This window comes from Cutibacterium equinum, from assembly GCF_028021195.1.
Classification (GTDB): domain Bacteria; phylum Actinomycetota; class Actinomycetes; order Propionibacteriales; family Propionibacteriaceae; genus Cutibacterium; species Cutibacterium equinum.
On record NZ_CP115668.1, the window covers coordinates 42634 to 68946 of the forward strand.

The following is a 26313-nucleotide window of genomic DNA, read 5'->3' on the forward strand; positions in this document are numbered from 1 at the left end:
GACGTCACGAAAGGTTCCCATGAAGATTCTCATCACCGGCGGGGCCGGTTACATCGGATCGACGGTCGGTTCGGCATGCGAGGAGGCAGGTCACGAGGTCGTCGTCCTGGACGACCTGTCCGCAGGACGCCGTGAATTCGTCGGAGACCGCACCTTCTACCAGGGCGACATCGCCGATCAGGACCTGCTTGACCGAGTGTTCACCGAGAATCAGATTGACGCCGTGGTGCACTGCGCGGCCAAGATCATCGTGCCGGAGTCGGTTGCTGAGCCTCTGACCTACTACGACAACAACGTCGGCAAGACCGTCGCCCTGCTCAAGGGCATGGAGCGCAATGGTGTGCGCCGCATCCTGTTCTCCTCCTCGGCCTCGATTTACGCCACCGACGAGGAGTTCAAGGTGACCGAGGAGTCCGCTCTGGACCCCGGTTCCCCCTACGCCACCACGAAGTTCATGGTGGAGTTCATTCTGCGTGACGCCGCCCACTCTTCTGACCTCAAGGCCCTCAGCCTGCGTTACTTCAACCCGATCGGTTCGGACCCGAAGCTGCGCACCGGTCAGCAGATCGAGCACCCCACCCACGTGCTCGGCAAGATGATCGACGCCTGGATGGACGAGTCCACCTTCACCGTCACCGGCGTCGAGTGGCCGACCCGTGACGGTTCGGGCATCCGCGACTTCATCCACGTCTGGGACCTCGCCCGCGCCCACGTCGCCGCCCTGGAGCACCTCGACGAGGTGACCACCGAGGAGCCCTACCAGGTGTTCAACATCGGCACCGGAAATGGTGTCACCGTCAAGGAGCTCGTCAAGGCCTTCGAGGAGGGCACTGGCAAGCCTCTCAATGTCGTCTTCGGTCCGCCGCGTCCCGGTGACGTCGCAGGTGCCTACACGGTGTCCAGCCGGGCCAAGGATCTGCTCGGGTGGAGCGCGGAGCTGACCCCTGCTGACGGCATTCGTGACGCCATCGCATGGCTGCCTGAGCGCAAGAAGATCCTGGGTTACTGATCTGGCGTACCCTCGACTCGTCACCGGCCTCGCATCTGTGCGGGGCCGGTGGTGTTTTCCCTGGTGAGCGTCGTTTGAGGCGGGATCACAGCGGACGGATGAAGGTCAGCACCATCGTCGTCAGTTGCTCGATCATGCGGTCGATGTCGGCCTTTCGTCCCGACGCCATGGCCGCCAGCACCCGGGAATCGAAGACTGCACGGGTGACGTCGATGAGGTCGGCGACACTGATCGTCGTCGTGACGTTGTGGTCGCGCAGGGCTTGTTCAACCATCGTGCGCAGGGCAGGAGCAATGGTCGCCTCGACCAGCTGGTAGGCCTCTCGCAAGTGTGGGTTTCGTGCGGCTTCGAGGGTGATCTCCAGGATCGCCACAACCGTCGTCGGGTCAGAGCCGACCGCCGACGCGAAGAGGGCGATGATGTCGTGGATTCGATCGTGCAGCGCCTCGTGGCCGTCGTCGGGGAAGTCCAGTGAGGAGCTGAGGGCAGCGAGGTTCTTCTCGGCGTAGCGGCTCAGCACCGCCATGCACAGCTCATCCTTGGAATCAAAGTTGGAGTAGAAGGCTCCGCGGGTGAAGCCAGCCTCCTCGCAGATCTCCTCGAGGGTGGACCCCGGTACTCCCTTGCGGGCGAAGACGGTGACGGCGGCGTCAGCCAGTCGTGCCTGGGTTGCTGCCCGGCGAGCGGAGACTGGCGTGGTGGAGGTGGACATGACGCTCCTGAGGACCTCTACTGTTGAATACGACAATGCATCGGATACGATACTGCATCGAATACATTGATGTATCGAACGGTGTGTGGACGAGTCCATTGCGGGGTGATGATGTCCTCCTTCCTTCACGATCTTGGGGCCTGGTGCTTCCGCAGAGCCAAGACTGTCGTCGCCGTGTGGCTGGGCCTGGTGGTCTTGCTCGGGGTGGGGATGGCCGCCCTGACTGGCGACTACGACGACTCCTTCACCATCCCCGGTGCCCCCTCCCAGATCGCTTATGACAACCTCCAGGTCACCTTCCCGCAGGCGTCCGCGCTGAGCGCGAACCTCGTCGTCACCGTGCCGGAGGGCACCGACATCTCGTCGACACCTCTTCGCTCCCGGATCGAGAAAGGGGTTGAGGACCTCAAGGACCTCAAGGGCGTGACGGGGGCCACGTCACCGTGGAACCCGTACGTCACCGGGTTCGTCAACAAGGACCACACCGCAGCCGTCATCCAGGTGGAGCTGGGACAGGTGACCGCGGTGACCTTCCCCGACTCCGGGCGTGACGACCTGCAACGGGTGGGCCGCGAGATCCAGGCTGACCTACCGCCGGGATCACACGTCTACGTCGGAGGTCAGGCCTTCGAGGCCATGCTGCCCTCCCTGTCGATCACCGAGGCCATCGGCGTCGGGGTGGCTCTCATCGTCCTCGCCATCACCCTGGGATCCCTGGTGGCAGCCGGAATGCCGATCATCACGGCAGTCCTGGGGGTGGGAATCACGTACTCGATCATGACGATCCTCACCCGGTTCACCACCGTCAATTCCGTCGCCCCGGTGCTTTCCGTCATGCTCGGACTGGCCGTGGGAATCGATTACGCCCTGTTCATCCTCTCGCGTCACCGCGACCAGTTGCGTGACGGCTTCGAGGCCCAGGAGTCGGCCGCTCGGGCTGTCGCGACCTCGGGCGCTGCGGTGGTCTTCGCCGGAACGACGGTCGTCATCGCCCTTGTCGGCCTGGCCATCGTGAAGATCCCCTTCCTCACCGTCATGGGTGTCTTCGCCGCGATCGGTGTCGCCCTGGCCGTCGTCATCGCCCTGACGATGCTGCCAGCCTTCATGGGGCTCATGGGGGACAGACTGCGCCCGCGGAAATCTCGGCGCGGACGGGGGTCTCAGTCAGCTGCGGTTGCAGTGGGCTCGACCAGCAACGACCATGCCACAGAAGTCGAGGAGGCAGCTTCGACCCGCGCCACGGCCGTTGCCGCCGAACGCTCCGGCGGCATCTTCGGGCGGTGGGTGCGCACTGTCACCCGCCTCCCCCTGGTCACCGTCCTTGTTGTCGTGGTGGGGCTGGGTGCCCTGGCCGTCCCGGCGAAGGACCTCCATCTCGGCCTGCCAACCGCCGCAGAACTGCCCGCCGACAACACCGCTCGGCAGACCTACGACGTTCTGGAGCAGAAGTTCGGCCCCGGATTCAATGGCCCGGTCATCGTCACCGCTGACATCGTCACCTCCACCGACCCGATGAGGATCGTCAACGGGCTCAAGGCCGACATCGAGAAGCTCCCCGGCGTCGAGAGCGTCGCGCTGGCAGTTCCGAACCAGAACGCCGACACGGCCATGATCCAGGTGTTGCCGACCACCGATCCCAGCGATGAAGCGACCAATGACCTGATTCGTGACTTACGTGACCACAAGACCGAATGGCACGACACATATGGGGTGGACACCGCCGTCACCGGGTTGACGGCGATCAAGCTGGACGTCTCCGACCGCCTGGGAACCGCTCTGCTGCCCTTCGGGATCTTCGTCGTCGGACTGTGTCTGGTGCTGCTGACGGTGGTGTTCCGTTCGATCGCGGTGCCCATCAAGGCGACCGTGGGGTATCTGCTCTCGGTGGGGGCGGCTTTCGGGGCAGCGCAGTTGGTGTTCAACAGAGGTATCGGATTGTCGGTGGTCAACCTTGACCGCCCGGTCCCGATCATCTCCTTCATGCCGATCGTCGTCATGGGCATCCTTTTCGGCCTGGCGATGGATTATGAGGTCTTCCTGGTGTCGCGAATGCGCGAGGAATACGTCCACACCGGCAACGCCAAAGGTTCGGTCATCAAGGGGTTCATCGGGTCGGGGAAGGTCGTCACGGCAGCCGCAGTCATCATGTTCTCGGTGTTCGCCTTCTTCATTCCGGAAGGTATGAATGCGATCAAGGAGATTGCCCTGGCCTTGGCCATCGGTATCTTTGCTGACGCCTTCCTGGTGAGAATGACCCTCGTCCCGGCTGTCATGGCTCTGCTCGGCGACAAGGCCTGGTGGCTGCCGACGTGGCTGGATCGTCGCATCCCCCGACTCGACATCGAGGGGGAGGGCATCGCCCATGAGGAGAAATTCGCCGAGTGGCCCACCCCTGCTCACACCGAGGCGCTGCACGCCGAGGGGATCGGGGTCGATGAACTCTTCGCTGACCTCGACATGCACGTCGAACCTCATGAGGTGCATGCCGTCGTGGGGCCGCAGGGCGTCGTCACGGCCGTCTTGTTGGCGATTGGGGGGCGACTCCCCCTCGACCAGGGACGGATGCGTTCGGGAGGATGGCTGCTTCCCGAGCGAGCCGCTGCGGTGCGTCGGGTGACATGGTTCATTGACGCCACCGACCACAACCTCACCGAGGAATTGCGGGCTGCCACGACGGCGCTGACCCATCCACCTCGCCATCGCCCCCGTCTGTTCCTCATTGACCACGCCGACCAGATGGTCGAGCAGTCTCACCGCGACCAGCTCGAATCCTTCATTCGGGAGGTCAACCAGGCCGGCGAGGCCGCCGTGATCCTGGGAGCCCAGCGAGCCGGTCGCATCGCCTGGCTGGAGCCACCGGCCGTCCATGACCTCACTGTCACCAACCTGAGTCGCCCCTGGGAGGTACCCGATGTTGACTGAACGTTCCCATTCCACGATCAGATTGCGGTGGCCGGCGGTGGTCGCCCTCATCCTCATGCCGTTGCTGGTGGTGGCCGGCCTGGTCGGCACCACCTGGCGGACCACCGATCGGCTGGATCAGGTGAAGGCGGCTGTGGTCAATGAGGACAAGGCCGTCACGGTGGGTGGTCAACTGGTCCCCATGGGGCGTCAATTGACCGCAGAACTGGTCGAGTCCGGCTCTCACACCACGGACGGCCACACCGTCGACTGGACTCTGACCGACGCCGACGGGGCTGCCACGGGTTTACGCGACGGCACCTACTCGGTGGTCGTGACGATCCCGAAGTCCTTCTCGGCTGACGCCACCTCCTACTCGGCCAATTCCGCGGCGAAGGCCAGGCCAGCCATGATCGACATCACCACCTCCCAGACCTCCCCGGTCTCCGATGCCACCATCGCCGCCCTCACCGCTCAGGTGGCGCGGCGTTCTCTCAACACCACCGTGACCTCGAAGTATCTCGAGAACGTCTACCTCGGCTTCAACCAGTTCGCCCAGCAGATGGGGACGATGGCGGATGCCGCTGCCCAGCTCGATGATGGGGCGACGAAAGTTGCTGACGGCACGAAGAAGTCGGCTGCCGGAGCTGGGACCCTGGCCACTGGCATGACCACACTCAGTGGGGGAGCCCAGCAGTTGCAGGCCAACGGCGGCAAGCTTGGTGACGGCGTCGCCCAGCTCTCGGGAGGCCTCAATACCCTCTCCGACAAGGGAAAACAGCTCAGTGAGGGTGCGGACGGGCTGGCTAGCGGGGTGGCGACCTACACCGACGGGACTGGCAAGGTCGTCGACGGAATTGGTGAGCTGTCCGCAGGGCTGACCACGATGGACCAGAAAGTCAGCGCGGCCACCGGCTCGATCGATACCTCCCAGCTCAACCAGCTCACTGACGGTGCGAGCCAATTGGCGGACGGCATTGACCAGTTCACGGGCGGCCTGGTCGGATACCGCACCAAGATCCGTCAGTACGCCTCCGGGGAGAGGACCGCCGAACTCACCCCGGAGGCCCTGTCCCAGGGGGAGGCGGACTTCTTGGCCCGCTGCCAACAGAAGCACACCGCGCAGGAGTGCCAGAACCTGCTGCCCCTGGTCCGCGACGTCATGACTGACGGGTACTCCCTCGGGGTGAGGGTGGGATCGACGGTGGCCGTCAAGGCGATGGCCATCAAGGATCCCAACTCCGGCATGAGCATCGACGACGGCATCGACCAGCTGGCTGACGGGTCCTCGCAGCTGTCCCAAGGGGTTGCCACGTTCACCGCGCAGATGCGTACCGGACTGCCCACGATGGTCGGCCAGATTGTCCAGTTGCGAGATGGCATCCACCAGGCCGCCACCGGCGCCCAGACCCTGGCCACCGAATCCCAGCAGCTCAAGACTGGCGGGGCGAAGCTTTCCTCGGGAGCTGCGACCTTGGCCAACGGTGTTGATGCCTACACTGCAGGGGTCTCCAAGGCTGCCTCCGCGACCCCGAAGCTCGAACAGGGTGTCGATCAGTACGTTGGCGGGGTGAATCAGCTCTCTGACGGGGTGACGAAGGCCTCGGCGGGGGCCGACACCTTCGCGGCCGGGATGACGAAACTCAACGGAGGGGCCCAGAAACTCACTGACGGCACCGGCCAGTTTTCCAGCGAGCTGGCGGCTGGGGCCAAGAAGGTGCCGACCTACTCTCAGGCGGACCGCACCAAGCTGGCCCACGTCGTGTCCACTCCCGTCAACGGTGACGGCCCTGTCATGGCGACCTCGGCGGCCGTCGTGGCGGTTCTGCTCATCCTGGGTGCTTGGCTTGCAGCCCTGACAACCTGGATGGTGACTCGCGCAATTCCCTCGCGGGTGCTCGGATCCGCGCGCTCGACACTGGGTCTGTTGTCCCGGACGATGTCGGTCGGCGCGATTGTCACCATCGCGGTGAGTGTGGGCTTGGCCGTCATCGGTGGGGTGGCCTTGGATCTGTCGGTGCCACGGTCGATCGGGCTGGGCGGGATGCTGCTCCTCGTCGGGGTGATGTTCGGTCTGGTCAACCACGCCCTGGCCGCGTGGCTGCATGGTCTGGGACGGCTCATCAGCGTCGTCCTGGTGACGGTGAGTGTTGCTGCCGGGTTGGCCAGCACTGTTCCCGCCCCGGTCCTCTGGGTTGACGCCATCTCGCCGCTGCGACCTGCGTTGCAGGGGGTGCAGGCCGTGGTCGCCGGGAACGATCCGGGCTTCGGCTCTGTGCTGGCCGTGGTCATGTGGGCAGTGGCGGCCCTCGTCGCCAGCCTGTTGGCGGTGGGACGACGGCGTCAGACCAGTGCCAAGGAACTCCTGGCGCCGAGCTCAGGCTGAGCATCCCGGCGATCTAGGGTGGGGCCATGAACAAACCTCTCCTCGCAAGTTTTGCTGTCCTGGCCGGTGCCATTGCTGTGAGCAGTTGGGTCCGCTCGGTTCGCAGGGGATGGATCGACGAGGTGTGGCGATTCGGCATGGAAGGGATCGACGAGGGCCCCGACGACGGGCAGTAGAGGGGTCGTCGTCGGGGCGACACAGTCGGTGGCCAGATCCGGTTCTGCGTCACTCGGTTCGAGCCAGCCCGTCGGCAAGCACCCGGTTGAGGGTCGGACGGGTTGCCCACAAGCTCAGCCGCACCATGCCTGAACCGACGAGGATGGTTCCCACCGTCACGAGGATCGTTACCGGCTTCGTGACGAGGGCTATTCCCACCAGCGGGATGAGCAACAGTCCGGTAGCGACCAGACCCGTCACCATGGCGAACCGCATGGGAGAGATGACGGTGATGCGTCGCACCTTGTCCTGGGCGGTCAGATTCATCCCGACGATGTCCAGACCCACCTCGACCGGGCGGCGGTCGAGAATCGCGGACGCCTGATTGACCCCCACTGAGCAGGCGACCGTGGCGAAGGCGAAGACGATGAGCAAGATCACACCGGTTTGCAGATCCTGCCCGATAATGCGGGCAGTGGGGTCATCACTCCCACTCTTACTCGCCGCCTGCATGATGGCGGCGCAGGTTCCGGCCAGCATTCCCACCACGCACACCGCCCCCAGCGACGCGACCTGGGTCCAGGCAGAGCGCGGGTTCTCCAGCACCTGACGGGCGGCGACCACGTCGGTGGCGGTCTTGGCTGTTTTGAGGCGATGCTTGAAGTACAGCGACAACAGCTTGGGGCCGATGATGTTGGCCAGCTCCACGACGACAGCCAGCAGGACGGCGAGGAAGACGTAGACGCCGACGGTGCCGGTCTGACGTGCCAGGAATTCCAACACTGTCTTCGAGGAGACGAGCAACGCGACCATGGCTGCGCCGATGGCCAGGCGAATCCACGACACCGAGCGAGGCTGGCTGCGCATGCGCACCCCGAGTGGCGAGACGTCGACCCGTCGCAGCCCAATGGCAGAACTGATCAGCGCGAGCAGTACCAGGGCCACGATGACCCCGGCCACCGGAGCAGGTCCGAGCAGGACCGACCTGGCGCCGATTCGACTCCCATTGAAGGACAACCGTCCCAAAAGTGGCACGCAGATGAGGTAGCCGACGATGCCGAGCACAGACCCGACGAGAGCTTGCAGACCAGCCTCGGCCAGGGTGACTACCCGCAGCAGGTGGGACGACGCCCCGATGAGCCGCAAGGAGGACAGTCGATCGTCACGACGTCGGGCGGACAACCGTGCGGCTGAGGAGGCCAGGGTCATCAGCGGTAATACCAGCAGAATGACGGCGATCGATGAGGTCAGCCGGTAGAAGTCGGCGTTCGTCCCGGGAATGTGCCACATCATGACGGCACCGCCAGTGACGTCGAGGATGATCGTTGTGATGACCGAGAAAGCAACCACCGGGAGTCGCCAGGTGGAGCGGTCAGCCGACGAAGCGCGCAGGATCATCCTGAGGATCGACGATGTCGCCGGGCGTCCAGCTTGGGTTTGCAGTGGTTCTGGGATGCTCAGACCTGTCGTTTCTGTTCCGGTAGTGGTCGTCACCGTCACCACCTCCCGTTGGGCTGACGTGTGTCGTCGGACACAATGCGGCCATCCTGCAGGCGCAGGATGCGCTGGCAGCGGTGGGCGACGTCCTCGTCATGAGTCACGACGACGAGGGTGCGCCCCCGTCCGGTTGTCGCCGAGAGCAGGATGGACATCACTTCGACGGCGGTGGCCGAGTCGAGGGCTCCGGTGGGTTCGTCAGCGAAGACGATCGCCGGGTCGATGACCTGGGAGCGGGCGATGGCCACTCGCTGGGCCTGGCCGCCAGAGAGTTGGCCGATGCGTCGGTCCTCCATGCCTCCCAGCCCCATCGAGGCCAGCCATTGAGCTGCGTACCCAATGGCTTGAGATCGCGAGGCGCCATTGAGCATGAGGGGCAGGGCTGTGTTCTCGACGGCGGTCAGCTCGGGGACGAGCATCCCTTGCTGAAAGACGAACCCGAGGGACTGACGACGCAGCTGGGCTCGCCCCTCGTTGGACAGGCTCTCGACATTGACGATCCGCTCGGGCAGACCCAGCTCGATGCTGCCGGAGTCGGCCGAGAGGATCCCGGACAGGCAGTGCAGCAGGGTGGTCTTTCCGGACCCCGATGGCCCCATGACCGCGACCGACTGGCCGGCCGGGATGGCGATGTCGACGTGGTCGAGGGCTCGGGTCGTTCCGTAGGTCTTCGTCAGTCCCAGGCAGCGCAGGTTGGCGCCGCTGGCACGTTCAGTGACGGTGTGGGGGTTCAGGTGAGATGTCGTCAACATGCCGTCCACTGTGCTACTCGGCTCCCTCATCCCACATCGTGCCGGCGGTCGAATTAGAGGGTCCTCCCGCGGGAGGAGGATGGTGATGTCACGCGACTGGCTCGGATGACCAGGAAAGGCATCAATGAGAATAGTAAGTACTGGCTCCTCACAATCGCGGGTGTAGGTGGGGTCTGAATCCGTCAGCTTCGAGTAGTAAGCGGACGGTGTCGTGGGTGGGGTTGCGCAAGCCGAAAGCGCTGCCTCAAAGGTGTTCGAGTCAGCAGTTGATGTTGTGGTGGGGCCGAGAGGGGGCTTGCCAGCGGATGCTTGGTGGAGGTTCGTGTGCGGAACCAGGTGGTGAACGTCATTGCCGTACCTGCCCGTGAACGTGGACAGCCTCGTACTGGGAAGAGACGAGATGACGGCAGCCCATGACGCCCCGTAAGCATGCGAGGAGGGGCTTGGGCAAAACAATGACCTCGGGGGTATACCGATATTTCGCGGCATTGACCTTTCCGGGGCCTATCGTCATCAACCCTAAGACAATCCCACGGTGAGTCGTGAGACGTTGCAGGAGTGGTTCTCACCCGCCAGGCTCAGCCGCTACCGGATCGAACCTGTCGATGCGTGGTACGTGTGGAAGACCAGCATCTCGAAAGCGTTCATCGTGGTGAGTCTGCCACCGGGCAGCTGACGCTTTCTGCTCACCCTGACCAACAAGCTGAGATTCGCAGGCTTGCTCACTACGTATCAGCGATCGACACCGTCGCCCGTAACATCAACCCCGACGCGGCCGAATGGATCGTCCCCGCCAAAGATGCTCCTTCAAACCCTCAACAAGTTGTTTGTCACCAGCGGATAATTCGGGTTCCCGGCATCCCACCGCCTCGACGGCAAACTCATATTGCCAGAAGACGTCAAGGCAGTAACCCAAAAGAATGTCAGATCAGGCAGATTAGGCGATCCAAACCGGCTATCTCATTGCATTGGACAGGGGCAGCGTTCTTGGGGCTCGGACGAGGACTGTGAACCCCAATAACAGCGGAACTAGAACGACTATCTCGAGGAACGACTCACCACAAGTGTAGACATGGCAGATAGGGCAATGAAAAACGAAGCGGTGGCCCCTAGATTGTGTGGCATTGGACTATAGAAGGGGATCGCAAAAGCCCCCAATCCCCACACAAAAGGCAAAACAATATCTCGATCTTCATTCTTGTTGTTTTTGATGATTGCGCACACTCGGGAAAACTGCACTCCTGCGAAAATCGCTCCTGCAATATTAAATATGAGACTCACGACAAAATACATGGCTTACTTTCCCCTGGCTAAAGAGTAACAACTTCCAATTCCTAAAAAATCCCAGAAAGTATCTACCGAGACAGGCCATAAAGCATGAGAACTCAACTTTTACCTCGATCCAAAATGTAGACACCAATAAGGCTTTGCGGCAAGGAAGTAGCTCCCGCTGTTGAAGTATACAGCCATCAATGATGGCTAACAAAATGACGAGTACCGAGCTTCTGATTGATCTTCGTAAAGACAAATATCATCAGTTCGCACGAGGATGACGATGGTCACATGGAAGCGCCACTGTTAGCTGACCTCCTCGCGCATGTTCTTATCAACATCCGCCCGCCGATTGTCCCCGTTAACATACCATTCCTGAAGCCACTAGACAAAGCGTCCTCATGCTTGTCACTCGCCCCTACTAATTGCGCAACATCGGGCTTTAAGGCAGATAATTCCGACGCTGCTCGTGCGGTGTAGAACGCAGTGAACACACTGCTCAGGCTCGGCCGAGAATCAAACGTATGAGCAGTTATATTTGTGATCTAATTTCATATGATATAGCTTCGGCCTGGCTCTTCACAATCAAGGGTGTAGGTGGGGTCTGAAGCCGCCAGCTTCCAAGAGGGATCGGGTGGTGTAGTGGGTGAGGTTGCGGAATCCGAGGTTGTCCGACCAGCACGACGTGGCCAGATCAGGGGTGGTGAAGATAGCGTTGCCCATGTCGAAGTCTTGGGTGATGGCTGTGTGCGAACTTCCATCATTCGAAGGACCTCGACCCACACCAGGGCCCAGGGGCCACCTACTGATCCACACCCTCAACTGTGAAGAGCCGTTAAAGCTTGCCATGGAATAGGTTCCTATCTTCTAGTTGTTGTGCGGCGCCCCATAGGAGGCTGTAGATGGAGTTCATATCTCAGCGAGATGCATATATCTATTACTTCAAATACTACTTTCACGTGTCATCCGAACTGCAAAACATGGTACTGGGATTCTGGGTCAGCGACCCATTGGATGTGGTGCAGGTGGTGTACAGAAGCGAGGCAAGCGAACTCCCGCGCGGTATAGCTCGCTGTGGGCCGGTTGAGGACTGGGGAAACGAGATTCCGAGCCCATCAAACCTAGATGCGATGGATCCAGAATCCCTCGTAAGAGTATTTGATCATATTGACTCTGCGAACAGCGCGATTCATACTATGGCAATGATGCTCGCCATCGATATTCGCGAACCTAGTGCCGTGCAAATAATACATGATGGAATCGGATGGATCGGCGAGCCGACAGATATACTCTCTGACATATACGAGGTCTCTTTGGTTTGAAGAGTGCACCTCCTGGGGGCATGGACGCGGACCAGTGACTCCCGTGGTGTTGATGTCGGAGCGTCAAAGCGTGGCTGCCGGGGCGTCGTCGGCCATGTTCCACCTGTGAACGTCAACCCCCTCGAAGTGTCGAGGTCCCGTCGTAGGGTGGGTTCATGACGATCAACGACCGCTCGCTCCCCACAGATTTGCCGACTGGTCTGCTCATCGACGGAGAATGGGTGGACGCCGAGGCGTCGCGCACCTTCGACGTCATCGACCCCTCCACCGAGAAGCCCCTCATTGCCATCGCCGATGCCTCCGTCGACCAAGGCACCGATGCCCTCGACGCCGCCGTCCGTGCCCAGGAGTCCTGGGCCGACACCGCCCCGCGTGAGCGCGGTGAGATCTTGCGCAAGACCTTCGAACTCATCACCGAGCGCAAGGACGACTTCGCCAAGCTCATGACCCTCGAGATGGGCAAGCCGCTTGCTCAGTCCTACGCAGAGGTCACCTACGGCGCGGAGTTCCTGCGCTGGTTCTCCGAGGAGGCGGTGCGCATTCGCGGTGACTACGGACTGCTCCCGGAGGGCACGATCCGCCAACTCATCACCAAGCGTCCTGTCGGCCCGTGCCTGTTCATCACCCCGTGGAACTTCCCGCTGGCCATGGCCACTCGCAAGGTTGCCCCGGCACTTGCCGCCGGCTGCACGGTCGTTATCCGACCGGCCTCGGCCACCCCGCTGACCACCCTGTTGTTCGCCAAGACCCTCACCGACGCCGGTCTGCCCGCCGGGGTCGTCAACGTCATCACCGGGCGTGACCACACCGTCACTGACGCCATCCTCGCGGATTCACGGTTGCGCAAGATCTCCTTCACAGGGTCCACCGAGGTCGGCGTCACCCTGTTGGAGAAGGCAGCCAAGCACGTGCTGCGCACCTCGATGGAGCTGGGCGGCAACGCACCCTTCATCGTCTTCGACGACGCCGACCTCGACCAGGCCGTCGCTGGCGCCAAGGGGGCCAAGATGCGCAATATGGGCGAGGCCTGCATCTCTGCCAACCGGTTCATCGTCCACGAGTCGGTGGCCGAACAGTTCACTGATCGGATGGTCGAGATGATGTCCGGCCTGACCGTCGGGGACGGCCTGGACGAGACATCCGAGGTCGGGCCCATGATCAGCGAGAAGGACCGCCAGAAGGTCGACGGCCTGGTCCGATCCGCAGTCGAGGCGGGAGCCATCCTCCGCTGCGGCGGTGAGATTCCTGAGGGCAAGGGGTGGTTCTACCCGCCGACAGTCCTCTCCGGAGTTCCCGCCGACTCCGAGATCATGCAAACCGAGATCTTCGGACCAGTTGCCCCGATCACCACCTTCCGCACCGAGGAGGAGGCTCTGGCCATCGCCAACTCGGTTCCGGTCGGGCTGGCTGGCTACGTCTTCACCAGGGACACCGCTCGCATCCTGCGAATGGGGCAGAAGCTGGAGACCGGCATGATCGGCGCCAACCTTGGCGTCTTCTCCAACGCGGCTGCCCCGTTTGGCGGTGTCAAGGAGTCCGGTCTGGGCCGCGAAGGCTCCTACCAGGGCATTGAGGAGTTCCTGGAGACGATCTACGTCGCTCTTCCCGCGTGATTCGGAGGATGTGAACGTGAGGATGGGACGGTAGCGTCTTCCAGGTGGTCACCTCACGTCTCCGATTCATCGCCGCCGTCGTCTTGACAGGGCTGGTGTCCGGACTCATTGGTGGCCTCACCAGTGAGCTGTCCCACCTCATCGAGGCATGTGCCTTCGGTGCCCCTTTCTCCTCCTCGACGACCGGTGTCGGTGAGGTCGTCATGTGGCGACGAGTGAGCGCCCCGATCGTCGGTGCCGTCATCGCTGGTCTGACGTGGTGGTGGCTGCGTCCGCGTCCGTCCGGGTCGATCATCTCGGTGCGCCAGGCCGTCGACGTCGATGCCCCGAAACGTTTGCGGCCACTCGACACCATCGTCGACGCCTTGGCCCAGCTTCTCGTCGTCGGGTCGGGAAGCTCCCTGGGCCGAGAGGCCGCGCCGCGCCAGATGGCCGCACTGGCCGCCCAGGGCTTGTCCGACGGCTTCCGCGTCGACGCCGCGACGAGACGAGTCCTGTTGGCCAGCGCTGCCGGAGCCGGTCTGGCCTCGGTGTACAACGTGCCGGTCGCCGGTGCCCTCTATGCCCTGGAACTGACGGTGCGTCCCGATCTGCGCACCCGCCGCGGTTGGGAACAGGTGGGGATTGCCGTGGTCATCTCGGTGCTCTCGACGGTGACGGCCTGGATCTTCAATCACAATCGGCCCATCTATCGCTCCCCGGTGGCCGAGGTCACCCCGTCCGGTCTGGGGTGGATCGTCCTCGTCGTCGCAGCCGCCACTGCGATCGGAGTCGGGATGGGTGTGCTCTTCGGGGAGATGAAACGTCGGGTCCCGGTGACCTCCCGACTGTGGTGGACGGTGCCGCTCGGGTCGGTCGGGGTGACGGCCATCGCCCTCATGGCCCCCCAGGTGGTCGGCAACGGGCAGGTCATCGTCAACCTGGTGCTGGCCCACCCTGTTGCTCCGGTCACGTTGGCGATTCTGCTCGTCGGGAAGATCCTTGCCACGACGGTGGCGTTGAGATCGGGGGCGGCCGGTGGTCTGCTCACCCCGTCCCTGGCAGTGGGAGCCCTCGTCGGCACCCTCCTCGCGGCGGCGGCAGGAATCGATTCCCCCTCCCAGGTCGCGATGATGGCCATTGTGGGAGCCGGTTGTGTGTTGTCGATCACCCAGCGCGCACCGCTGTTCTCGGCCGCTTTTGCCTTGGAGCTGACCCGTGCCGGGGCGCTGGGGATTCCGGTTGTCGTCGTGGCAGTTCTGCTCGGTTGGGCCGGTTTCGTCCTGGCCGACAGACGCGGACCGGGACTCCACGGCGGGATCGGTCGGGCTCCGGGAAAGACGTCAGATTCGCGATAGTCTGAATGCGATGTACCAGCCGCCGAGCGGCACTCCTCCCAACCAAGGAAGGGCACATGACTCAGGATCTGGCTTCAGCAATCGCATTCCAAGTGCGATCGACCTCGGGACGTTCCGTCGCCGCCTCGACCCCCATGGAGATTTGGCAGGGGCTGTCGGCCTCCGTCGTGAGTCGCATCGCCGACGACTGGGAAGCTACCGACGCCCTCTACAAGGCCGGACGTCAGGAGCACTACTTCTCCGCCGAGTTCCTCATGGGACGAGCTCTCCTCAACAACCTGTCGAACCTCGGCCTGGTCGACCAGACCCGGGAGGCCCTCGCCGGATTCGGCATTGACTTGTCCCAGGTGCTCGAACAGGAGCCTGACGCTGCCCTCGGCAACGGTGGTCTGGGTCGTCTGGCCGCCTGCTTCCTCGACTCCTGCGCCACCCTGGAACTGCCCGTCACCGGCTACGGCATTCTCTACCGCTACGGCCTGTTCAAGCAGCTTTTCGACAACGGGTTCCAAACCGAGCATCCAGACCCGTGGATGGAGGAGGGCTACCCCTTCGTCATCCGCCGCGAGGAGCAGGAGCGCATCGTCCGCTACGCCGACATGTGGGTGCGTGCCATCCCCCACGACATGCCGATCACCGGGTACGGAACCCGCAACGTCGGAACCCTGCGGCTGTGGAAGGCCGAGCCGATGGAGCAGTTCGACTACCAGGCCTTCAACTCCCAGCGTTTCACTGACGCCATCGTCGAGCGAGAGCGCACCTCCGACATCTCACGTGTGCTGTACCCCAACGACACCACCTTCGAGGGCAAGGTGCTGCGCGTGCGTCAGCAGTACTTCTTCTGCTCGGCCTCCCTGCAGGAGATCGTCGACAACTACGTCAAACACCACGGCGACGACCTCACCGACTTCGCCAAGTACAACTCGATCCAGCTCAACGACACCCACCCGGTGCTGTCCATCCCTGAACTCATGCGCATCCTGCTCGACGAGCACGGCATGGGCTGGGAGGACGCCTGGGAGATCGTCACCCACACCTTCGCCTACACCAACCACACCGTGCTGGCCGAAGCCCTGGAGAAGTGGGAGATGCAGATCTTTGATCGCCTCTTCCCGCGCATTGCCGAGATCGTCCGCGAGATCGACCGCCGCTTCCGTGAAGACATGGGAAGGCGCGGACTCGACGGCCAGACCATCGAGTACATGGCCCCCGTCTCGGGCAACCAGGTGCGCATGGCGTGGATCGCCTGTTACGCCTCCTACTCCATTAACGGCGTCGCCGCCCTGCACACCGAGATCATCAAGCGCGAAACCCTCAAGGAATGGCACGCGATCTGGCCGGAGCGGTTCAACAACAAGACCAACGGCGTCACCCCGCGTCGCTGGCTCAACCAGTGCAATCCGCGCCTGGCCGCCCTGTTGACCGAGGTCACCGGGTCTGACGCCTGGGTCAAGGACCTCTCGGTGCTCGCCAACTACACCGACTCCGTCGACGACTCGGTCTACGACCGCCTCAACGAGATCAAGCACGCCAACAAGGTCGACTTCGCGGCCTGGGTCGCTGAGCGCGAGGGCATCGAGATCGACCCGGACGCCATCTTCGACGTCCAGATCAAGCGTCTGCACGAGTACAAGCGTCAGTTGCTCAATGCCTTCTACGTCCTTGACCTGTACTTCCGCCTCAAGGACGACCCCACTCTCGACGTTCCCAAGCGGGTCTTCGTCTTCGGCGCCAAGGCTGCTCCCGGTTACATCCGTGCCAAGGCGATCATCAAGTTCATCAACGAGGTGGCTCGTCTGGTCAACAATGACGAGGACATCAACGGTCGCATCAAGGTCGTCTTCGTCCACAACTACAACGTCTCCCCGGCTGAACACATCATCCCGGCCGCCGACGTCTCCGAGCAGATCTCGATGGCTGGCAAGGAGGCCTCGGGCACCTCGAACATGAAGTTCATGATGAACGGCGCGCTCACCCTGGGCACCCTGGACGGGGCCAACGTCGAGATCCTCGATGCCGTCGGTGACGAGAACGCCTACATCTTCGGTGCCACCGAGGAGGAGCTGCCCTCCCTCAAACGCGGATATGACCCGCGCCGGTACTACGAGAACGTGCCCGGTCTCAAGCGAGTCATCGACGCGCTGACCGACGGCACCCTCGACGACAACGGTTCTGGCTGGTTCCACGATCTGCGTCAAAGCCTCATGGAGCCCGGTTGGGAGGGCCCCGACGTCTACTACGTGCTGGGTGACTTCGAGTCCTACCGCACCGTCAAGGACGCCATGGCTGCCGATCATGCCGACGCCCGTGGCTGGGCCCGCAAGGCGTGGGTGAACATCACCAAGTCCGGCCGGTTCTCCTCGGACCGCACGATTCGTGACTACGCCGAGCAGGTGTGGAAGCTGGATCCGGCTCCGATCGACTCGGTGAGCGTCGACTGAGCGTCGACCGTGTGACGACTGCGAAAGCCGGGCTACCCGCGGGTGGCCCGGCTTTTGTGTGCCGCAGTGGCTGGGTCGCGACGGTTCGGGGATCGGGCGTCAGCGCCACAGGGCCTTGGCGGCCAGCCCCAGCAACACGGCCCACAAGGCCGACGTCATCGTCCCGATGATGAATTGCTCGATGGCCGCACTGGATTCTTCGTTGGCCTCCCGGGCCCCCGTCCCAGGCGTCGGTTGGGATTTCAGTTCGGCGTAGCGTGCCAGGGTTTTGACGCCGAGGATGACGGCGATGCCGGCTGCATATCCGGTGAGGATGGCGGTGACGAGGCCAAGTCTCTCCAGATAGCCGATCCACAGTCCGCCGCGCAGGCGCCCCTTGTCACCGTCGGTGTGAACCCCGGAAGCATGGAAGACCAGGGAGACGGCGTACTTGCCGGCCCACACTGCGGCAATGACGACGAGGACGGCCGCGATCCTCATGGCGATGGTCATTGCACCTCCTGGGCCAGGTCGACGGCGAGTTGGCGGGTCTGCACCAGGTACTCCCAGCGGGCACGGGTGAGACGCTGGCTGACGGCCGATGTGCTGATGCCCAGGGCCTGTGCGGTGTCCTCGCTGGTCATGGACAGATCGTAGGACGCGACGATGTCACGGGCGGCCGGGCGCAATCCCCGTGCCAGATCGACGACGACGCTGGCCACTTGGGACAACCGCCGCATGGCGTCGGTCCCGTCAGTGGACACCTCGATTGCAGTGCGGCGGCGTCGACACTCCTCAATGGCCTGACGAGCCTTGACATAGGCTGGCCCGCGCGCAGCTCTGGTGGAATCTGGCAGGGGGGTGACCACCTCGTCATGGGCAAGGCCAATGCGCCACGGGCCGCAACCTGCGGTCCACAGCGCATGGATGAGGGTGGCCGGGTCTGTCGTGAGGGCCTGCACCTCGTCGCCAGAGGTGCGTTCTGGCGGGAGGGTCCAGGAAGGGATGCCGACGCGGTGATCACTCGGACTGACGAGCAGTGCGCGCGAGGTGAGAGCGTCCAGGAGGGACGGAACCGCATCGTCATGGCTGCGGCTGTCGAGCTGATCGGCCAGGATGACCCAGGCGAGCATGATCACATCCCCATCAAGAGTTCAGGCTAATGCCTTAATGATATAGGGATTAAGGTAAATGCCTTAGATGGCTGTGGGATCAGGGTGGATCCTGACGCCCTTCATGTCTGGCGAGGACGCCATCCGTGGGAGGATGGAGCGCACCCAAGACACATCAGGAGTCTTCATGTCCAAGAAGAAGAAGGTCGGCATCCTCACGGCTGGTGGTGACTGCCCTGGCCTCAATGCCGCGATCCGTGGATTTGGCAAGGCAGCCATCCGACAGCACGCCATGGAGTTGATCGGTATCCAGGACGGCTTCCTCGGCTTGGCGCAGAATCGGACCATCCCCCTGGACACGAGTGCGCTGTCGGGCATCCTGACAGTCGGTGGGACCATTCTGGGAACCAGCCGTGACAAGGTCAATCGCATGGTCATTGATGGTGAGGAAAAAGATATGGTCCCCACCATCGTCGACAATTACGACAGGCTGGGGCTCGATGCCCTGGTCACCCTGGGTGGCGGCGGCACCGCCAAGAACTCCTACAAACTCGCCAAGGCGGGGCTCAACGTCTTGCACCTGCCCAAGACGATCGACAACGACATCGTCGGGACCGACGACTCGTTCGGATTCTCCACGGCACTCGAGATCGCCACGGACGCCATCGATCGGCTGCACTCCACCGCCCACTCCCACCACCGCATCATCCTGGCCGAGATCATGGGCCATCGTGCCGGCTGGCTCGCTCTGGGATCGGGCATCGCCGGTGGCGCCGACATCATCCTGCTGCCCGAGGTGCCCTACAAGCTTGACTCCATCGTCGAGGCGGTGGAGGGCCGTCGCAAGCGGGGCCTCAACTTCTCCGTCATCGCGGTGGCCGAGGGAGCTCGCGACGAAGTTGACTCCGCTGCGCTGGCTGGGGCCCAGGCCCTCGCTGACACCGCCAAGACCCCGGAGACGAAGGCTGCCGCCAAGAAGGCCAAGGCAGATCTCGAGCACTTAATGCGCGACAACACCCTCAAGTTGGCGACCCAGCTCGAGGAGGCCACCGGGCTGGAGTCGCGAGTGTCGATTCTGGGGTACGTGCAGCGTGGCGGTATCCCCTGCGCCCACGATCGGCTGTTTGCCACTCGCATGGGAACCGTGGGTGCCAAGCTCGTCGACGACGGCGAGTTCGGCGTCATGGTGGCTTCCCAAGGTGGAGAGACGACGACGGTGCCGCTCAAGGATGTCGGCGGCAAGGTGAGGTATGTGCCCTCCGACCATCCGTGGGTGAAGGCTGCTCGCGACGTCGGCACGAGCCTCGGCGATTGAGAGTGTCACCCCTGGCCTGGGCCAGGGGCGTGCGTGTCGCTCAGGCAGCGGTGTGGACGACGCACCGCTGCCCAGGGTTGGCGTCAATGGCTGCCGACTTGCCTGTCACCCCTTCGACAACCCCGCAGTGCAGGGCACAGACCACCTGTGGGTGATCGCGGGCCAGGTCAAGGAAGGGGCAGTGGCGCAGCACGATTCCGTCCTTGTCGGGGGCGGGGGAGAAACCCATGTCCTCCAGGACGGAGATGAGGTCTGTCCTACGGCGACGACCCCAGCGCTGACCAATGCGCGTGGCTGTCGCAGCGGGATCGTCGCTGGCGGCAACCTCCTCGACGAGCATCTGGGCCAGTAGCCGGTAGGCCCGTGGCCCCTCGTTGGTGACGAGGGTGAAGACGGTGTGTGGCCGGCCTCGAGTGGCCCGGTGTCCGCGGGTGGTCTCCACTCGTCCCTGCTCGACGAGACGATCGAGGTGGAAACGTGCCGTCGAGGGGTGAATCCCCATGTCAGCGGCGATCTGCGCGCTGGTGGCAGAGCCGCCGCGTCTCTGCAGGGCGTCGGCGACCTCGTCAATCCTCTTCTCAGACCCCGGGTCGACCAGGCTGGTGCCACTCATGACGTCACCTCGATGATCCCCTTGGCGCCACGCTCCATCTCCACGAAGGAGTGGTTGACGAAGGTGTAGCGGCCCGGCTCCTCGAAGACCATCTCGACGAAACCCCCTTGGGCGCTGGACAGGTCAAGGGCCTGGCAGCCCCCGCCCTCCGGATTGCCACGCTTGAGGGTGTAGGCCCCCTCCTTGAAGACGGTATCGAACTGGGTTCCGACGACGTGGAAGGAACACCCGCGGCTCGGGCCCGCGGCCAGCACCCAGATGCGCACCCGCTCTCCAACCTTGGCCTTGAGCGGCTCGAAGACGTACTGGTTGGCGTGACCGTTGAACATCGTCAGGTCCGGGGTTTCGTTGGCGATCTTGGCCATGTTGACCTCGGCCCCGTTGCGCTCGTCGAGGTAGGTCTCCGACTGCACCAGGTAGTACTCGCGATCGGCGCGCGGCAGGTCGTGCGGGGGCACGATGACGGCGCCGAACATGCCCGCAGCGATGTGGGCTGACATCGGCATGGTGGAGCAGTGGTAGAGCCACATCCCGGCGCGAGGCAGGGTGAAGGTGTAATCCAGTTCCTGGCCCGGGGCGATGGTGCGCATCACCTCGTTGGGGGAGACGGTCCCGGCGTGGAAGTCGAGGGAGTGACCCATCGTCCCCTTGTTGACCAGGTGTACCCGCATCTGGTCGCCAATTCGGGCGTGGATGACCGGGCCCATGTAGCGGCCGTTGTAGGTCATCGCGTCGATCGTGGTGTCCGGGGCGATCTCCTGCACGGATTCCTCGACGGTCAGGGTCATCGCGTGGACGCGCCCGGCAAGTAGTGGGGGGACGACGGCGTCGCGGGTTGTCAACCCCTTGCCGGGGGCCTTCGTGAGGTCGATCTTGCGGCGAGGATCGGCCGAACCTGCCTGGTCGTCGTGCCCGCCGGCTGCTGAAGCCCCATTGACCTGGACCTGCAGCACCATGCCCATCGACTTGTGGCCGACGATGGTGCACCAGCCCTCGAGCGGGCCGGTGATGACTCCGGCCTTGACGGTGGCGTGGTCTCCGGGTTCCAGGCGTGGCGAGTGAGCACCGTTGGCGAACTGCAGATCGTGGACCTGGTTGGGGTCCTTGTTGGTGATCTCGACGACGAGCTCGTCACCAGCCGGGACGCTGATGGTGCTCGGGTGGTATTTCATGGCCTCGGCGGTCACGCTGACCGTCGTGGTGTGGCCGGTGGGGGAAACCTGTCCGACCCCTGATGCCGGGTTGTTGGCGTCCAGACGGTGGCCGACGGCAGTGGCCGTCAGGGCGGTGGCCACACCCGCGCAGGCCCCGACGAAGGAGCGTCGGTTGGTCGGAGCGGTCGGAGCCGGGTCGACGGTCTTGGTGGTGGTGCCGGCGACGGCCGAACGGTCCGGGGTCTGGGCGGTTGCCGGCTGTGGAGTAGCGGAAACGGCTGGCTTGTCTGACGTCGCTTCAGGGGACTGGCCTTGGTCGGCAGCAGCCTTCTGAGCCGCCATCTGGCGTGCCTTCTCCTTGAGCATGGGAACACCGGTGTGCACCATCGCTGCGGTGGCCGGCAGGAAGCTGGCCAGCCCGACGACCGCCATCGCGATGCCGATGCGATGAGTCCAGGTGCCGATGGCCAGCACCCACAGCAGGAGGCCAGCGTTGGTGATGGTGGCCCGTAGCGACCCGAAGGCGTGCATCTTGGCATTGGTGGCTCGGACGATCTTCGGTCCGCCGCCCATGACCATCGGCATGAGGTAGCTCATGGCGCCGATGAGGAGCTGGAGCAGGAAACCGACGACCACCGGCACCGAGAGGGTGAAGATGTCGTCAGCCAGCAGCCCGGTGCCCTTGGAGGCCAGCTTCCAGGCCAGCCAGACCAGCCACACGAGCATCCAGCAGATGGCCGCGCCCATGGTGAATCCGGGGAAGTCTCGCGGCGGCTTGCTGACAGCACAGGCGACGAGGTCTCCCAGCACGAGGCATATACCGACGATGTAGGTCGTCACACCGACCGCGGCCAGCCACCACAGTCCGCACAGGGCACCCACGATGGTGACGGCGACCGCGGCGATCATGACGTACAGGGAGTACCTTCCGTGGCGATCCTGGGCGGGCTGCATCGTGGTGCGCAGCACGGTCGGCCACAAGGTGATGAGGGTGCCGACGACGGTCAGACCGACGAATCCGAGCAGGTTGAGGGCCTGATGGGCGACGAGCAGACGAGCCCGCCACGGCTCGACGGGGGAAAAGGCCATGATCGCGCCGAGGGTTGCTCCCAGCGGCAGCAGGCAGGCGGCCGCGCAGTAAAACCTCACCGTCGAGTCGAAACGGCCGGGCAGAGCGTGGCGAACCTGGTGGGCCAGGGCGAAGGCGTACCAGGTGAGCATCGACCCGACGACGACGGCCCCCGCGACGGTCACCCACGGCCAGGCTGCCACCATGCCGATACACGTGACGACGATCCCTGCCGTGAGGAGTCGAATACGCAGAACCTGACGGTTGCGATCGGCCTCGGTGAGGTGGTTGTGCAGGATCGCCTCGGTGAAGTACTGCCCCCACACCATGATCGAGGTCGTCGCGACACCGAGGGTGACCATGTGCACCAGCAGCCAGCGGGACTGTGGAATCCATGGGCTCACGATGGCCACGATGAGCAGGGCGGCCAGCCACCCGGAGACCGGACGGGACGCTTTGCGGTGCCAGCTGCGCTTATTTGTGTCTGGCTTGCGGCCGACTGGCGCGGACGTGATCTCAGGCATGGTCCCTCCTCGTGGGGAGTGCAGCGTGTGGGCTGGCGGCTTTCAGATGTGCCTTGGGTCGGGTACGCGAACGAACATGGGTGGCGACGACGGCCACCAATGTCAGTAGACTGACGACGTTGACGGCCCCACCAGCCTGTACTGCGGCGGGACGGTCCAAGGCGTCACCGATCCCAATGCGCACCAACAGGGATGACTCGAGCAGGAAGGCTGGCAGCCAGAACCACGTCGTCCAATCCAGCCGGGTCTTGAGCACGGCGGGCAGGATGATCGGGGCGTGGCCGAGAATCATCCCCATCACGAAGCCCAGGAACACTGAGTGGACGACGGCGTCGTAGCCGCGCCCGGAGGTCAGCGGCCCGGTCACTGTCCAGATGAGACCAGCCAGACCGAGCCACAGGTAGCCGATCATGAGGAGCAGGCCGATATAGCCCGCCTGGCCGCCACGTTTCAGCCCGCCACGAGCGACGTCATGACGACACAGCCACCCCGCCAAAGCGACCAGGGTCAGACCGAGCACCCGGTATCCGATCTGCGGATTGGCAATCGCAACGAGGAGAGCGGCCACGACGGTCAGGCACAGGGCAGGCAGGGCGCGATTGCGGATCATCGTCAAGCGGGACAGTTCCAGCCTCTCGCCACAGATCGTCAGGATGAGGTAGCAGGCCAACCATCCGACGACGTCAGGGACGTCAACCCCCGAGGTGAGCAGGGCGGCGGCACCGGCGGCGCACAAAGCCCCAGCGATCTGGATGACGGTGGCGTCGTCGTGACTGCGCTTCCACAGCGGGACGTAGATGCCCAGCAGGCCGAGCTGGGCCAGGGTGAGCAAGGCCAGGCCGATCCGGGGCGAAGCGACGGGTACGAGCAGAACGATGACGCCAAGCCCTGAGACCAACGGGACGAGGTAGGCGGGTTTCTTCCCCACTGCCACCGCCCGTTCCAGGCAGATGACGGTGCCGACGAAGCCAAGGACCATGAGCGGCCCATGCCAGTCCGACAGTCGCGACGACATCACCGGGGACCAGACGCCAAGGAGCAGCAAAGCGCCGTCAAGGCCGGCCAGGAGAGAGACTCCGGCCCCGACCATGAGCCAGGCGCGGCGCGATCCGGCGGAGGAAGGAGGCACGGGCAGTCCTTTTCGATGAGTTATTCCTCAAAATATCATCGTCGCGCGGACTCCCCCCCACCCGGCCCCTGCCATCACGGTTACCTTCTGTGGTCTTGGCTGACGGCACGGGCGGGGTGTATTGGACCTCGGAGGTTTAGACGACTTTCACCGGGTGATCGGGGTGGTTGTCGAGCCATCCCTTGATGAAGGCGCAGTCTGGGCGCACCGGCAGGTCCTGGGAAGCAATGTCGTCGAGGGCGAATTGGGCCAGGTCACTGCCGACCCCCTTGCCGCCGAAGGCGTCGAAAACCTCAGTGTGAGGCATGACGACGACGTCCCCCTCGCGCCGAAACTCGGTGAATCCGGCGAGCTCGCCGTCGACATGAGCCTCGTAGCGTGACTGCTGGTCGTTCTTGGTGACTGTGGTGTCGCTCATGCCCCCATTGTCGGTCAATTGTGGCCCGCTTCCAGGTTGTTCGCAGGCCTTTCGCCGATGGCGTCATCTCCTTGGAAGTGAACCGTGTCACGAGAGACTGTGGAAGACAGCACTCAACGAATATGGAGGAGTCGTCATGCCCATCGATCCCAGCAAGCCGTCGACCACCACGAATGGTTCTCCCGCACCCAGCGACGAATACTCCCTGACCGTCGGTGCTGACGGCCCGGTGGTGCTGCACGACGCCCACCTGGTTGACACCCTGGCCCACTTCAACCGCGAGAACATCCCCGAGCGCAAGCCGCACGCCAAGGGATCGGGCGCCTTCGGGCACCTCGAGATCACCGCTGACGTCTCGGAGTACACCAAGGCCGACTTCCTGCAGAAGGGCCGCGAGACCCCGATGCTGGCCCGTTTCTCCACGGTTGCCGGTGAGCTCGGCAGCCCCGACACCTGGCGCGACGTCCGTGGATTCTCGCTGAAGTTCTACACCAACGAAGGCAACTTCGACATGGTGGGCAACAACACCCCGGTGTTCTTCATGCGCGACCCGATGAAGTTCCCGCACTTCATCCGCTCCCAGAAGCGGCTGCCGAACTCCGGCCTGCGCAGCCCCAACATGATGTACGACTTCTGGAGTCTCTCCCCGGAGTCGGCCCACCAGGTCGCCTATCTCATGGGGCCGCGAGGTATTCCGCTCAGCTACCGCACCATGAACGGCTACTCCTCGCACACCTACTCGTGGGTGAACGCTGAGGGCGAGATCACCTGGGTGAAGTACCACTTCATCAGCGACCAGGGTGTGCACAACATGACCGCCGACCAGGCCAAGGCCATTGTTGGCGACCACCCGGACATCCACCGCGAGGATCTGTTCAATCACATTGCTGACGGCGACTACCCGTCCTGGACTGTCAAGGTGCAGCTCATGCCCTATGACGACGCCAAGGACTACCGCTTCAACCCCTTTGACATCACCAAGGTGTGGCCGCACAAGGACTACCCGCTGCACACCATCGGCACGTTCACCCTGGACCGCAACCCGGAGAACTTCTTCGCCCAGATCGAGCAGGCGGCCTTCTCCCCGTCCAACACCGTCGAGGGCACCGGTCTGTCCCCCGACCGTATGCTCATGGGCCGCGTCTTCGCCTACAACGACGCCGCCCGCAACCGCCTGGGCGTCAACTACGACCAGTTGCCGGTGAATCGTCCGACCGTCGCGACGAATCAGTACACCTTCGACGGTCAGATGGCCTACGAGCATGCCGGGTCGGCCCCGACCTACGCCCCGAACTCCTACGGTCGCGATTACACCACCGGCCACCGAGCCGGGTCGGAGACTGCGTGGGAGGCTGATGGCGAGCTCGTTCGCGCCGCCCAGACCCTCCACTCCGAGGATGACGACTTCGGCCAGGCCCACACCCTGGTCCACGACGTCTTCTCCGATGCGCAGCGCGACGAGCTGGTGGAGACCCTCGTCGACCTGCTGACCAACTTCGACATGGAGGAGCCGGTCATCGGCAACACCCTGACCTACTGGCGCAACATCGACGCCGGTGTGGCAGACAAGGTCGAGTCCTCGATGTGATGGCGCTGTAACTGGCT

19 protein-coding genes and 1 pseudogene are annotated in these 26313 nt (G+C 63.7%); 11 read left to right on the forward strand and 9 right to left on the reverse strand.

The genetic code is table 11. From position 1 onward, the window contains the following. Window positions 1-19 precede the first annotated feature (19 nt). Complete coding sequence (gene galE, locus O6R08_RS00195; protein ID WP_271418215.1) at window positions 20-1009, forward strand: UDP-glucose 4-epimerase GalE; 990 nt, start codon at window positions 20-22, stop codon at window positions 1007-1009. 85 nt (window positions 1010-1094) lie between these two features. Here galE and O6R08_RS00200 read toward each other — a convergent pair whose 3' ends face one another. Next, window positions 1095-1721, reverse strand: a complete 627-nt coding sequence (locus O6R08_RS00200) for a TetR/AcrR family transcriptional regulator (RefSeq protein ID WP_271418216.1) — start codon at window positions 1719-1721, stop codon at window positions 1095-1097. 108 nt (window positions 1722-1829) lie between these two features. Here O6R08_RS00200 and O6R08_RS00205 point away from each other — a divergent pair. The 3 genes and pseudogenes from O6R08_RS00205 (at window position 1830) to O6R08_RS00215 (ending at window position 7184) form a co-directional block, all read left to right on the forward strand. Beyond that, a pseudogene (locus tag O6R08_RS00205) lies at window positions 1830-4639 on the forward strand (MMPL family transporter). Then, window positions 4633-7008, forward strand: a complete 2376-nt coding sequence (locus tag O6R08_RS00210) for a YhgE/Pip domain-containing protein (RefSeq protein ID WP_271418217.1) — start codon at window positions 4633-4635, stop codon at window positions 7006-7008. The pseudogene O6R08_RS00205 and the gene O6R08_RS00210 overlap by 7 nt, the downstream one beginning before the upstream one ends. Window positions 7009-7034: 26 nt before the next feature. Beyond that, a complete protein-coding gene (locus O6R08_RS00215) occupies window positions 7035-7184 on the forward strand; it encodes a hypothetical protein (protein ID WP_271418218.1) in 150 nt (49 codons plus the stop codon). Between the two features lie 49 nt (window positions 7185-7233). Here O6R08_RS00215 and O6R08_RS00220 read toward each other — a convergent pair whose 3' ends face one another. Together O6R08_RS00220 and O6R08_RS00225 are read right to left on the reverse strand one after the other, a co-directional pair. Further along, window positions 7234-8667: an FtsX-like permease family protein gene (locus O6R08_RS00220; protein WP_408640111.1), complete on the reverse strand. Its 1434-nt coding sequence runs from the start codon at window positions 8665-8667 to the stop codon at window positions 7234-7236. After that, on the reverse strand, window positions 8661-9413 hold the full coding sequence (locus tag O6R08_RS00225) for an ABC transporter ATP-binding protein (protein WP_271418220.1): 753 nt from the start codon (window positions 9411-9413) through the stop codon (window positions 8661-8663). The genes O6R08_RS00220 and O6R08_RS00225 overlap by 7 nt, the downstream gene beginning before the upstream one ends. A gap of 535 nt (window positions 9414-9948) precedes the next feature. Between O6R08_RS00225 and O6R08_RS00230 the strand changes: the two genes are divergently transcribed. The 5 genes from O6R08_RS00230 (at window position 9949) to O6R08_RS00250 (ending at window position 17395) form a co-directional block, all read left to right on the forward strand. After that, window positions 9949-10089 carry a hypothetical protein gene (locus O6R08_RS00230; RefSeq protein ID WP_271418221.1) on the forward strand — a complete coding sequence of 47 codons (141 nt, stop codon included), beginning with the start codon at window positions 9949-9951 and terminating at the stop codon, window positions 10087-10089. Between the two features lie 1498 nt (window positions 10090-11587). After that, window positions 11588-12007: a hypothetical protein gene (locus O6R08_RS00235; RefSeq protein WP_271418222.1), complete on the forward strand. Its 420-nt coding sequence runs from the start codon at window positions 11588-11590 to the stop codon at window positions 12005-12007. Between the two features lie 155 nt (window positions 12008-12162). Continuing rightward, window positions 12163-13620 (forward strand): NAD-dependent succinate-semialdehyde dehydrogenase, encoded by a 1458-nt coding sequence (locus tag O6R08_RS00240; protein WP_271418223.1) that lies wholly within the window; start codon window positions 12163-12165, stop codon window positions 13618-13620. Between the two features lie 44 nt (window positions 13621-13664). Further along, window positions 13665-14957 (forward strand): chloride channel protein, encoded by a 1293-nt coding sequence (locus O6R08_RS00245; RefSeq protein ID WP_271418224.1) that lies wholly within the window; start codon window positions 13665-13667, stop codon window positions 14955-14957. 56 nt (window positions 14958-15013) lie between these two features. After that, window positions 15014-17395, forward strand: coding sequence for a glycogen/starch/alpha-glucan phosphorylase (locus tag O6R08_RS00250; protein ID WP_271418225.1), 2382 nt, complete (start codon window positions 15014-15016; stop codon window positions 17393-17395). A 99-nt stretch (window positions 17396-17494) separates the two neighbouring features. On the opposite strand, the gene O6R08_RS00255 is transcribed toward O6R08_RS00250, so the two are convergent. Further along, window positions 17495-17887: a hypothetical protein gene (locus tag O6R08_RS00255; RefSeq protein WP_271418226.1), complete on the reverse strand. Its 393-nt coding sequence runs from the start codon at window positions 17885-17887 to the stop codon at window positions 17495-17497. Further along, the gene (locus O6R08_RS00260) at window positions 17884-18507 is read right to left on the reverse strand and encodes a sigma-70 RNA polymerase sigma factor region 4 domain-containing protein (protein ID WP_271418227.1); all 624 of its coding nucleotides are present in this window, start codon (window positions 18505-18507) and stop codon (window positions 17884-17886) included. Before O6R08_RS00260 ends, O6R08_RS00255 begins: the two co-directional genes overlap by 4 nt. A gap of 67 nt (window positions 18508-18574) precedes the next feature. On the opposite strand from O6R08_RS00260, the gene O6R08_RS00265 reads away from it, so the two are divergent. Next, entirely contained in the window at window positions 18575-19801 is a 1227-nt protein-coding gene (locus tag O6R08_RS00265) for a 6-phosphofructokinase (protein ID WP_271418228.1), read from the forward strand. A gap of 40 nt (window positions 19802-19841) precedes the next feature. On the opposite strand, the gene O6R08_RS00270 is transcribed toward O6R08_RS00265, so the two are convergent. The 4 genes from O6R08_RS00270 to O6R08_RS00285 all read right to left on the reverse strand — a co-directional run bounded on the left by O6R08_RS00270 (window position 19842) and on the right by O6R08_RS00285 (window position 24708). Then, a complete protein-coding gene (locus O6R08_RS00270; protein ID WP_271418229.1) occupies window positions 19842-20414 on the reverse strand; it encodes a helix-turn-helix transcriptional regulator in 573 nt (190 codons plus the stop codon). After that, on the reverse strand, window positions 20411-23161 hold the full coding sequence (locus tag O6R08_RS00275; RefSeq protein WP_271418230.1) for a multicopper oxidase domain-containing protein: 2751 nt from the start codon (window positions 23159-23161) through the stop codon (window positions 20411-20413). Before O6R08_RS00275 ends, O6R08_RS00270 begins: the two co-directional genes overlap by 4 nt. Beyond that, entirely contained in the window at window positions 23154-24251 is a 1098-nt protein-coding gene (locus O6R08_RS00280; RefSeq protein ID WP_271419403.1) for a hypothetical protein, read from the reverse strand. Before O6R08_RS00280 ends, O6R08_RS00275 begins: the two co-directional genes overlap by 8 nt. Before the next feature lie 175 nt (window positions 24252-24426). Next, entirely contained in the window at window positions 24427-24708 is a 282-nt protein-coding gene (locus O6R08_RS00285) for a GNAT family N-acetyltransferase (RefSeq protein ID WP_271418231.1), read from the reverse strand. Between the two features lie 136 nt (window positions 24709-24844). Between O6R08_RS00285 and O6R08_RS00290 the strand changes: the two genes are divergently transcribed. Further along, window positions 24845-26296 (forward strand): catalase, encoded by a 1452-nt coding sequence (locus O6R08_RS00290; protein ID WP_271418232.1) that lies wholly within the window; start codon window positions 24845-24847, stop codon window positions 26294-26296. Window positions 26297-26313: the final 17 nt, after the last annotated feature.